Here is a 10,093-nt window from a genome sequence, read left to right as displayed (position 1 = left end):
AAAAAAAGAAGAATATCAAAGTGTTATGGGAACAGTAATAAAAGAACGAAAAGAGAAAATACAGCCAGGGAGTCTGGAACTTGAAAAGCTTGCATGGACTCTTGGATATAATACTTCCCTCGCTACTTTTCCTGGTATGTGCACATGGTGTGCAAATAGTGAATATTCAGATGTCAATTGTGCCAGAACTATAAATGAATGTCACCATCCCACTATTCGCAGACCATGTTTAATGGGGCTTGGTATACGTCTCGATAAAACACTCGAAAAACTCAGGATCCCACTTCCAAAATTTCCTATGGATAGCTGCATACCAAAACAGTATACATTAATACTTATTGATTAATTCAAAAATTGCACACTTCGCGATAATTTTCGGGGAGTGGATATTCGATAATAAGTACCATAGCAACTGTTGTGGGGGAAATAGTATGCTAACTGAGGTAAGAACAATATCGAAACTATTAAATAAAATTGATACTGGAAAATCCGATTATCATGATCATTAGAATTGATGCGTTAATTGATTTGTTCGATCTGCAAGACAGTTGTGAATTTCCCAGTGATTAACATGGTATCACGGCACAGTCAAGTCAGATTTTCAATAATCCTAATCCAAATTCTTTTTCTGATTTCATTATTCCCCGTAGCCGGGGCACAGACCATTGTCGATGTGGGGGAGACAACCCCTCCTCAAAATATGATCATTTTGATCATTGATGGCATGGGGTCTTCATATATTAATCCGGCTGCTCCTCCTCAAGCCCTTAACGGGGAGCCCATAAGGACTGCAAATATACCTGAGCTGCAAAGTATGATTTCCGAGGGCCTGCTAATTCCCAATGTAGCGGTTCCTACACCCAAGACCGGTCCCGCCCATTCAGTGATTATTACAGGATATTCCAGGGCCGAACAGGAAATGGTCGAGTTTCCCGGAGCCACCATCTATGATATTCTGGGTGGGGAAGGATTTTTATCCATAGCCCTTATGCATAAAGGTGATTTTTCCCAATTGCGCAGCGAGCAGGACATCGGGCTCTTCAGTGAATCCAATTCCATAACCGAACCAAGCATTAAAATTCAGATTAATAATGATCTGGCATCAGCCGGTCTGATCAATGAACTGGAATACTGGGAACACAAGCTGCCTGACTATCTGGAAGGTACCGGGGGGCTTGAAAGTTATGTTGCCTATGAAGCCTGGGAACTGGATGCTTCCCAGGACATTGTTTCATTTATGGCCCAGGAACACCCTGATACCAGGTACATATTTACAATAAATGTGGGAATGGTCGACAGTGCCGGGCATTATAGGGGAGTTGAGGGATATTTAGGTTCAATAGAAGGATTTGATAAAAGCCTTAAACCGCTGTATGCGGCAGCCCGGGACAGCAACACAGCCTTTGTGATCACGGCGGACCACGGTATGGCTTTCAAATCAGCCGATTCACCCAGGGGGGGACATGCATCAGATGATTACTATTGTGATGAAGCAATCACGGTACCTCTGATCATATTCTCACCCAATGTAGAGCCAGGTGAAATGGACCAGGAATTCGGGCAAGAAGTTGTGGTGCCAACATTGCTTTCCATAATGGATATTCCCAATTGTCCGAAATATACTGATGGTGAAGCGATACCTGTTAAAGATTATGCTAATCTATGGATTACTTCAAATACCAGGACAGATGTTGAAATTCTGCAAGGTACTGAAATTATTAGCAGTGGTGTCGGGGACAATTCATATATTTTTGCCGGATTAAAACCAAAAGGTAATTATATTGTCAAAGTTTCAAATGGAGATGAAACAAATGAACATGCGGTTGACCTGGATATTGACCGATTAGTGAGGTTTGAAACATCAGCATCTGCTGTTGAAGATAAGGAATGGGATATAGAATCGTGGAGGAAGCCTGTCGCTTCTGTAATGATATTCCTGGTCATAATTGTGGGAGTACTGGTGATTATAAGAATAAAAGATTAATTTTCGAAAATGGGTGGGACCATGAATGGAGTGCAGGAAATTTGATAATGATAGTGGAATATCTCCAGTTATTGGGATAATCCTGATTATAGCAATAACATTGGTACTTTCAGTGGTAGTGTATGCAACAGTGAGTGCATACGAAGTAAAAGAGCCTGTATTTGCCAGTATTGAAATTGAAAGTGTTAATCTATCCAACCAGGAAGTGGTTCTCGTTCATAAGGGTGGGGATTCATTCGAAGTATCTGATATTAGTATAATGATCAGTGTAAACGGGGCTACCATCCCCCATAGTTTAATAGACCTTCCTGCAAGTTCCATTGTTGGTTTTGGAGCCCCAGGAGGCGTATTACATGTCTGGTCAGGTGATAATAAATGGAATGCGGGAGATCGTGGTTGGTTTAAAATAAATGAAAATACAAATCAAAAAATCAACTCAAGTGATTTGCTTGTGATTAATATCCTCCACCGCCCCACAAATATGATCATTTCATCACCCAAGCGCCGAATATAAAAATACATGCCAGACAGAAAAATCCAGATAGGAGTAATCGGTGCCGGTTCGTGCACAGAGAAGCAGGCAGATGCTGCCTTCCGGATTGGCAGGGAGATCGCCCGACGGGACGCCGTACTGGTCTGTGGGGGTCTGGGAGGAGTAATGGAGGCGGCCTGCAGGGGTGCTAAGGATGCAGGCGGTATAACAGTAGGACTGCTGCCCACCTCCCGGAAGGATGATGCCAACCCTTACGTGGATATAATTGTGGTCACAAACATGGGCCATGCCAGAAATGCTATTGTAGCCCATTCCTCGGACGTGCTTATTGCCGTGGGCGGAGAATACGGAACACTATCAGAAATTGCCCTGGGTCTGAAAATTGGAAAACCTGTGATCTCCTTTGAAAACAGATGGGGTATTAAAGATATAATCACCGTCTCTGGGCCAGAGAATGCAGTAGATACAGCACTCAAGTCTCTTCTTCAATGATCAAGTACACCCAGTTATTTAATAAATAACAGGTTTCAGGGAAACACTCCAGGGAACAACCAGTACATGGACTGAAAACACTACCCACTAAAAGCTTATTGTGTATTTCACCAGGCTCTTTGAATTCCATTGAAAACAGCCTGAATGTGTTTCTACCGGCTGCTAACTCAGGCTCCCTGCGCACCAGATGCTTTTTCATTAATTTATTTATAATCCGGGAACATTTCTTGCTGTCAATTCCCAGAGTCTTCCTCACATCGCTTTGCAGGATGCCATCGCTATGGGAAATTATCAGCTCAACCATTTCTTCTTCTTCATTCATGAAAATAAAACATCCTCTTTTTGATATGATTAATTATCAACTGGATTGATGATTATTACATTATTGCCCCGCAGTACTACCGAGCCTAATGATATTGATTTTTCACCATTTATGATCTCCACTGTATTTTTAAGGTGCATATTCAGGTATTCGTCAGAACTTTCCAAGATGCCTTCCAGTATGTGCTGGCCCCCTTTCATTTCAACTTGAATCTTCTGCCCTACCATCGATTGTACTCTTTTTATTGGAAACAAACCTAAATCCTCGCTATATTAGTTATAATTCAATTGTAAGGTTATTATTTCAATATTTGCATCAAGAAGGTGTTATTGTATCATATCAATCCCATCAAGACCGACATAACGTACTGCAGTAAAATGTATCGATGGCAGTAGTTCTTCCCCATATTCCTTGACATGCTTTTTGAGAACTTCAAGAGAATTGTCGATGTCTACAGGCAGTGATCCATTGATCTGTCCATATTCCTCCACGATTTCATTTATCCTATTCAAATGTGAGTGCACCCAATTTTCTGGTACTGATAATTGTTGAGTCACCAATTCCATTGTTATTTCCTTAAATCCTGCCGCCTCCAACCACCTCGAAACCTCATCGAATCTATGCAGATGTAACAGGTCCAATTGTTTAAGGATTTCCAGCATCATCAGGTGTGATTCCTGGGCTTTATTTGTGGGTTTCAAGGACCATACCATAGAAGAAAATCTGCGGTCCTGTTTAAGCATACTATGGGCCTGGCAAAGCATTTTTGGTACCTGAGTCTTAGGGACACTATTTAATGAATGGTATGAAAAAATAATATCAATAGCCTCATTCTTAAATGGAAGATGTGTAAATTCTGCAATCAAAGGATTAAGATTATGTGGTGAAACTGCTCGTAAGCCCCGGGATTGTTGTGGATTTGAAACAGCTATTGCAACTGTGGTTTCCACATTTTTTGCTATCTGGATAGCTGCTTTACTATCAGGGCCTATAATCAATACCTTCATATCAGGCCCCAGACCGGTTCGAGCTATGAATGAGTCTCTATCAAATATGGCATAGGGCATATTTTATTAATACACTAGCAACATGTTTGAATCTTTTGTTTATGGTCTTCAAATCAAATTAATCATGAAGATTATTTAGAAATATTTATGGTTGATTGCTAGGAAGTGTCATTCCTATAAAATCCTTTTTGTACTGGTTCGTGAATGAAATTAGGTAATTGATATGTCCTTTTCGATAACATATCGATTAAATTATTTGTAGTTGAAGGATGGGAAGAAAATGCACAAAGAAGAGTTGATACAGCTTCATACTATGATGGCACAAATGAAAAAGTATTTTGAGGAAAGCGGACCTGATACACAATTTGATACTTATAAAAACTTAGGTATAAGTCCGGTTCATGTTCACAGGAGCAAGGCCGAACACAAACATGCCATATTTGTTTTATGCAGTGAAATTGCATCATTAATTTCTGATGACGAATTCTCTGGAAGTGGCAGGACCTCTATTCGAATGAATGAACTGGCTGAAAGGACGCTTCATGAGCTAGGTCATTAATTTAAAAACGATATTTTTTCATTTTTATTATCTATACAAATTTGTATTTTTTTTTTTTTTTTTAATTCTGTTTTATTTGATTAATTAGAAAATTATTTGGTTGAATATGACCAATAGGAAGAATTCATTTTATTTTAGTTGGATTGATAATCGATGTATGATAAGAAATTGGAAACTGCCGGATTGATACTAACATCCGTGATCTATAACAAAAATGAGAACCTTCAGGCAGATGACCTGCCTGCGAATGTCAGGAAACATTACTGGGATATCAAGGAAAAAACAGTAAGAAAACCCATCAATGTTACCAGTAATGATCTGGAAAAATTATTCGACATCCCCGACCCGCAAGGAATTGCAAATTCATTACCTTTTCTGGAATATGAGGAATTCGGATCAAAACTTAATCTTACCGTATTTGATCTTGGTGTAAGCTGGCTTGCCAAACAGGAAAATGGGGTTGAATATATCCAGAACAACCCTGTTCTGGCTTACTTCTATGAGAACTATGATTCGTTAGGTGTGAGTTATGAAGATGCAAAAAAATTGAACGAACCTAAAGAGATGAGCCGCGAGTGGGTGGACTCATTGATCTCGCAGATATCATCCGAAGATGCAGAAGTAGACCTGCTGAAACTGGTACACATCTGGGTCCCTGAGGAAATTGACCAGACATTTGACAGGCTTGTCCTGAACCAGGATCAGAAGGACGAAGTTGAAAAGATGGTCAAGGCCATACAATTCAGGGATTATCTCAAACGTATCAGATTAACAGAGATTGGAAAACTATTATTTGTTGGCCCTCCGGGCACAGGTAAGACTTCAACTGCCAGGGCCATGTCAGCTAAACTCAGTCTGCCCTTTTTAGAGGTCAGGTTATCCATGATAACTGATCAGTATCTTGGAGAGACTGCCAAGAATATTGACAGGGTGTTCGACCTTGCAAAACGCATGAATCCATGCATACTTTTCATTGATGAGTTCGATTTTATTGCCAAGACCCGATCCACAGATGAACATGCAGCACTTAAAAGAGCGGTAAACACCCTCCTTAAAGCTATTGACGAGATAAGCCTCATCCAGCATGGTGTACTCCTAATTGGAGCCACCAACCATCCCCAGCTGCTGGACAGCGCTGCCTGGAGAAGGTTTGATGAGATCGTGAACTTCCCATTACCCGATGCAGAGATGAGAGAAAAGATCATGGATATTGCCATTAGTGAGATCGAGGGCACTTTTAATACAAATGAGATAGCATCATTAACTGAAGGATATTCTGGTTCAGATCTAAGAATGGTAGTCCGTGAAGCAGTGTTAAGTGCCCTTATGACCGATAGGACAAAATTGACCCAAAAGGACCTGCTCCACGCCGTGGGTGAGTTTAATAAAAGAATGGCACTGAAATATTCACCTGAAGATGAACAATGAAGATTGTACTCCTGGGCACAGGTGACGCCGTAGGCACACCAAAGATAGGTTGCCGCTGTCCTGCGTGTCTGGACGCTTTGGATGGGGGGGCCAGCCGAAGACTCAGGTTCTCGATATTAGTTGAAGGACCTGATGGAAAAGTATTAATTGATACCAGTCCCGATCTGAGATGGCAGATGATCTCTAACAGGTTGGACTATGTGGATGCAGTCATATGGACCCATGGCCATTATGATCACTATGCTGGTTTTGGTGATTTTCACCGCGTTCAGAACCATGTACCTGTGTACGGCCTTAAAGCTACATTGGATTATATCCTGCAATACCTGGGATTTTTGAAACCCATGCGGCACGATGTAAGACTGTTTCAATCCTTCACTTTATTCGGACTCGAATTTAAGCTATTTCCTGTCACCCATCCACCACTAAAAGAATCAGTAGGGGTTTTCATTCGTGAAAATGATAAAAAAGTGATCATTTCTGGCGATACCAACGAGCATATTCCATCTCAAAGCCTGGAGATAATGCAGGATGCTGACCTGCTTATAATTGATGCCATTGTACCACCTGGCATCAACCTGGCAAAACATATGAATTCTGAGCAAGCATCAGAGCTTGCACGAAATTTAGGTGCAAAAAAAACAGTGTTTACCCACATCAGCCACATGTTCCCGCCCCATGATCAGGCAATAAAAAAATGGCCGCTGGGAAAAGATGGGATGGAATTTGAAATTTGATCACTCTTTTTTCCTTACATCCTGTTCCATATCTTCCCGTTCTTTTTGTAATTTACGTATCTTTCTATTATAATATAATGCTGATACAATAAAACCGATTAAAAGTACAGTCCCCACTATACTGAGAATCCTGGGAAGGTATTCCTTATAATACTTCACTGAGATGAAATTCTTGTCAGGATAGGGGTCAAACCAGACCAACCACATTCTGTTTTTACTGTCTTTGAATTTTTCATCAGGTTTTATTGGTTTGGGTGAACCCAGTATGATATTGCTTGTATTATGACCAGCAGGCAATACAACTGTAATGGTCTCATTCCTGGATAAAATATGAAAAAAATAACCATATTCCCTGGAAAAGGAATATGCTGCAAACCCTGTTGAAAGTTCTTCAAATTCAAGAATTACTATTCTGCTATTCCCTGATTTTAAAAAAGAAGATGAATAAGGGATCCTGGTAAAATTATTATCTTCAAAATTATTGCTATTGTTAATTGAAATATTACCCATAACTACAAGATCCTTGATAACCGGATCTTTACCACTCCCGAACTCAGCAGATGCATCTTTTGGTATATTGATCTTAAGACTGGAAGAGTTTACAAATGTAGATACAGCACGTACCGTTTTATTAGAAAACAGAAAAAAAGTGGTAGAATTAGTAACATTGATAGTGGAAGTATTGATCTCGTATGTACCAAGCTCTCCAGAGGGGAAATCATGTGGTTCAGGACTGGAATTTCCCAGACATCCAAAACCAAAGGACAATATAATTATTATGCATATCAGGTACAGAAATTTTCTTGTTTTGTGTTTCATAGCAACCCGGTTCTACTTATGTCTGAACACTTTAGAAGTCCTTGGATCCAGCTCAATAATCTGGAGGCCGTCTTTATATATTCTGATCATACCCCCACTCTCTGAAACTGTAATTGCCACAGCTTCAGTGTCCCTGGTGATGGCAGCAGCAGAAGCATGCCGGCCCCCCAGACCTTTAATAATATCCACTTCCCTGGCATCTACGTCAAGATAACGACCACTTGCCTGGATGTACCCATCGCTATCTATTACGAACATTCCATCCAACTGGGCAAATTCCTTTACAGTCTCCCAGTTCAAAGGTTCCAAGATGGAGCATTCTTCCTTTGCGTGACCAAAAAAAGGATTCAGTACAAGCTGATGTGACCTTCTCATCACCTCTTCTGTGTCTGAAATAATAAATGCGGTTCCAACAGATTTTCCTTCTCTTCCAAGTGAGCCAATATCCAGAGCAATATTTAGTACAGATTTTAATACATTCAGGTTAATCCGTTCGGAACAAGCCTTTAATTCCTGTATCACTGAATTATCATTCAGGTCATGTATTACGATTGCTATATTTCCTTGGAGTGAGACAATCCCTACAATTAGACCATCTTCAATAAGATTAGAGATAAAAGCCTTGGATGAGGCATCAATAATTTGTTCTGATCCCTTTGATGCTTTATGATAAATGGTCTTAGTGAAGGCCTGGAGTCTTTTTGCTGAATCATTTTCTTCATACAAATCAGCATCAACAACATAAAGTGTACTGAATATTGAGGGAGAAGTTATCAGGACAGGGATGTCTGTGTCCAATTCCTGGGGCAGATCGGTTGACATGATAATGATGGCTGACGCGGAAATATCTTCTGCCATGTCAGCTGCTGTCTGTATTATCTGATCTATGTCAACCATTTTGTCTCCTCAAATTAGTGCATAATTGATAAGCCCATCATCTCGGCAGCTTTAGGGATTCGCCATCTATAAATACCTTCGGCCCGGTGATGATGCCGTCCAGGTGGATACCTGCCACAACATCGCCTCCGAAGGTACTGTTATCTCCCAGTGCAACATGAACAGTGCCTCCCACCTTCTCGTCCTCCAGCACGTTGCCGATGAGCCTGGCGTTAGGATTGATGCCGATTCCCAATTCAGCAAGGTTACGTGCAAGCGGTCCCACATTGTCGAGCATGTCCCTGTATGTATCAGCCAGGTCCCCTGAAATGTCAGTGGCCTGCCCTTGCTCGACCTTGATGGTCAGAGGAGAATTAAGAATACCCAGACCGCTCATGGACCCATCCACAACATATACTCCATCTCCGCTTCTGGGCGCTATGAAAACCTCGCCAGCAGGCAGGTTGCTGGATGAGCCGGGTTCATGGCAGATACCGTGATCCAACTTCCATTCACATCCTTCCACGTTAAAGACCATATCAGTACCAAGATCAGTAATGATCCTTACTTCTTTAACCTCCTTTAATCTGGATTGCAGATCAAAAGCAGTCTCCCTAACAGCCATGTAATCGGCAGTAATGCCGCCCTGTTCCATCATCTTCAGGCTGATCCCAGGCATTGTGGCACTACGGACCCCGACCTTGTTAGCATTGAGCCTGGCCTGGGTATGGGTGATGGATTTACTGGTAGGCGCCAGAACCACGTCCGCAGCAATCATGGCAGCCGCTACTGCCGGGGGCGGTTCCTGACCGTGAACACTCCTGGGTTCCATGGTTATAAGAATGGGGTCGCATTCAAGTTCAACTGCCTTTTCATACAATGCAAGGGCAATTGACGGGTGCGTGGCAGTATCGGTGATTATCAGTACCACTTCACCCGGCTTCACTGCCATACATGTTTCCAGCACGATGCTGGCGCTTTCTTTTAATGACATAATTGATTACTTCCAGTGAGACTGTGGGTAAAGCTTAATTTTTGAATATTTCAGATATATTGTCTAAACTCGACAATATATAGCTTTGTGCCGAGATAATTTTAGGGGGAGAGCATCGTAGATTTCTACAGTCAGAGTAACATTATACGCAGTAGCATCTTTGTAGTTTGATATCGTCCCATTCATGGTTAAAGTAATAGGATGAACTACATCAGGAATATAGTATTTTCCTTAGTGGGGTATCCACTTAACTCCGAGAGCGTTACAATTCGTGTAGGTGAATATAAGAAAACCGCGGATGAAAGTAGATTTTCAGGTGGCGTATCCGCGTTCGTATATACACTATTCTTGCAAGATCAATAAAAAAGTATCTTGTAGCCTA

13 protein-coding genes are annotated in these 10,093 nt (G+C 41.3%); 7 read left to right on the top strand and 6 right to left on the bottom strand.

Going from position 1 to position 10,093, the window contains the following annotated elements; translation table 11 throughout:
• The 4 genes from IBX40_07660 to IBX40_07645 form a co-directional block, all read left to right on the top strand.
• Positions 1-346, top strand: a 346-nt coding sequence (locus IBX40_07660; protein MBE0524192.1) for a DUF2284 domain-containing protein, incomplete at its 5' end; no start/stop codon positions are given.
• Between the two features lie 354 nt (positions 347-700).
• On the top strand, positions 701-1,984 hold the full coding sequence (locus IBX40_07655) for a sulfatase-like hydrolase/transferase (protein ID MBE0524191.1): 1,284 nt from the start codon (positions 701-703) through the stop codon (positions 1,982-1,984).
• Between the two features lie 25 nt (positions 1,985-2,009).
• The gene (locus IBX40_07650; protein MBE0524190.1) at positions 2,010-2,498 is read left to right on the top strand and encodes a type IV pilin; all 489 of its coding nucleotides are present in this window, start codon (positions 2,010-2,012) and stop codon (positions 2,496-2,498) included.
• A 6-nt stretch (positions 2,499-2,504) separates the two neighbouring features.
• Positions 2,505-2,969: a TIGR00725 family protein gene (locus IBX40_07645; GenBank protein MBE0524189.1), complete on the top strand. Its 465-nt coding sequence runs from the start codon at positions 2,505-2,507 to the stop codon at positions 2,967-2,969.
• Here IBX40_07645 and IBX40_07640 read toward each other — a convergent pair.
• The 3 genes from IBX40_07640 to IBX40_07630 all read right to left on the bottom strand — a co-directional run bounded on the left by IBX40_07640 (position 2,950) and on the right by IBX40_07630 (position 4,358).
• Positions 2,950-3,291, bottom strand: coding sequence for a MarR family transcriptional regulator (locus IBX40_07640; GenBank protein MBE0524188.1), 342 nt, complete (start codon positions 3,289-3,291; stop codon positions 2,950-2,952). The genes IBX40_07645 and IBX40_07640 overlap by 20 nt on opposite strands.
• Before the next feature lie 29 nt (positions 3,292-3,320).
• On the bottom strand, positions 3,321-3,545 hold the full coding sequence (locus IBX40_07635) for an LSM domain-containing protein (GenBank protein MBE0524187.1): 225 nt from the start codon (positions 3,543-3,545) through the stop codon (positions 3,321-3,323).
• A 72-nt stretch (positions 3,546-3,617) separates the two neighbouring features.
• Positions 3,618-4,358 (bottom strand): class I SAM-dependent methyltransferase, encoded by a 741-nt coding sequence (locus tag IBX40_07630; GenBank protein ID MBE0524186.1) that lies wholly within the window; start codon positions 4,356-4,358, stop codon positions 3,618-3,620.
• 220 nt (positions 4,359-4,578) lie between these two features.
• Here IBX40_07630 and IBX40_07625 point away from each other — a divergent pair, with 220 nt between their 5' ends.
• The 3 genes from IBX40_07625 (at position 4,579) to IBX40_07615 (ending at position 7,022) form a co-directional block, all read left to right on the top strand.
• Positions 4,579-4,857 carry a UPF0058 family protein gene (locus tag IBX40_07625; GenBank protein ID MBE0524185.1) on the top strand — a complete coding sequence of 93 codons (279 nt, stop codon included), beginning with the start codon at positions 4,579-4,581 and terminating at the stop codon, positions 4,855-4,857.
• Positions 4,858-5,010: 153 nt separating this feature from the next.
• Positions 5,011-6,285 (top strand): ATP-binding protein, encoded by a 1,275-nt coding sequence (locus IBX40_07620; protein ID MBE0524184.1) that lies wholly within the window; start codon positions 5,011-5,013, stop codon positions 6,283-6,285.
• Entirely contained in the window at positions 6,282-7,022 is a 741-nt protein-coding gene (locus IBX40_07615; protein MBE0524183.1) for an MBL fold metallo-hydrolase, read from the top strand. The genes IBX40_07620 and IBX40_07615 overlap by 4 nt, the downstream gene beginning before the upstream one ends.
• Here the strand turns inward: IBX40_07615 and IBX40_07610 are convergent, their stop codons facing one another.
• From IBX40_07610 to IBX40_07600, 3 genes are read right to left on the bottom strand one after another with little or no spacing between them, the layout of a single operon-like run.
• On the bottom strand, positions 7,023-7,841 hold the full coding sequence (locus IBX40_07610; protein ID MBE0524182.1) for a hypothetical protein: 819 nt from the start codon (positions 7,839-7,841) through the stop codon (positions 7,023-7,025).
• 12 nt (positions 7,842-7,853) lie between these two features.
• Positions 7,854-8,738 carry a DNA integrity scanning protein DisA nucleotide-binding domain protein gene (locus IBX40_07605; GenBank protein MBE0524181.1) on the bottom strand — a complete coding sequence of 295 codons (885 nt, stop codon included), beginning with the start codon at positions 8,736-8,738 and terminating at the stop codon, positions 7,854-7,856.
• A 37-nt stretch (positions 8,739-8,775) separates the two neighbouring features.
• A complete protein-coding gene (locus IBX40_07600; GenBank protein ID MBE0524180.1) occupies positions 8,776-9,711 on the bottom strand; it encodes an aminopeptidase in 936 nt (311 codons plus the stop codon).
• Between the last annotated feature and the right edge of the window lie 382 nt (positions 9,712-10,093).

The sequence above is a fragment of the Methanosarcinales archaeon genome (genome assembly GCA_014859725.1).
Lineage (GTDB): Archaea > Halobacteriota > Methanosarcinia > Methanosarcinales > Methanocomedenaceae > Kmv04.
The sequence above is the reverse complement of the archived record's forward strand: the minus strand, read 5'-3'. Positions and strand labels throughout refer to the sequence as shown.

Bases quoted from the DNA above. Each gene is read 5' to 3' on its own strand.
- IBX40_07655 (MBE0524191.1), top strand. From the start codon at position 701: ATGATCATTTTGATCATTGATGGCATGGGGTCTTCATATATTAATCCG.
- IBX40_07650 (MBE0524190.1), top strand. From the start codon at position 2,010: ATGGAGTGCAGGAAATTTGATAATGATAGTGGAATATCTCCAGTTATT.
- IBX40_07645 (MBE0524189.1), top strand. From the start codon at position 2,505: ATGCCAGACAGAAAAATCCAGATAGGAGTAATCGGTGCCGGTTCGTGC.
- IBX40_07640 (MBE0524188.1), bottom strand. From the start codon at position 3,291: ATGAATGAAGAAGAAGAAATGGTTGAGCTGATAATTTCCCATAGCGAT.
- IBX40_07630 (MBE0524186.1), bottom strand. From the start codon at position 4,358: ATGCCCTATGCCATATTTGATAGAGACTCATTCATAGCTCGAACCGGT.
- IBX40_07625 (MBE0524185.1), top strand. From the start codon at position 4,579: ATGCACAAAGAAGAGTTGATACAGCTTCATACTATGATGGCACAAATG.
- IBX40_07620 (MBE0524184.1), top strand. From the start codon at position 5,011: ATGTATGATAAGAAATTGGAAACTGCCGGATTGATACTAACATCCGTG.
- IBX40_07615 (MBE0524183.1), top strand. From the start codon at position 6,282: ATGAAGATTGTACTCCTGGGCACAGGTGACGCCGTAGGCACACCAAAG.
- IBX40_07610 (MBE0524182.1), bottom strand. From the start codon at position 7,841: ATGAAACACAAAACAAGAAAATTTCTGTACCTGATATGCATAATAATT.
- IBX40_07605 (MBE0524181.1), bottom strand. From the start codon at position 8,738: ATGGTTGACATAGATCAGATAATACAGACAGCAGCTGACATGGCAGAA.
- IBX40_07600 (MBE0524180.1), bottom strand. From the start codon at position 9,711: ATGTCATTAAAAGAAAGCGCCAGCATCGTGCTGGAAACATGTATGGCA.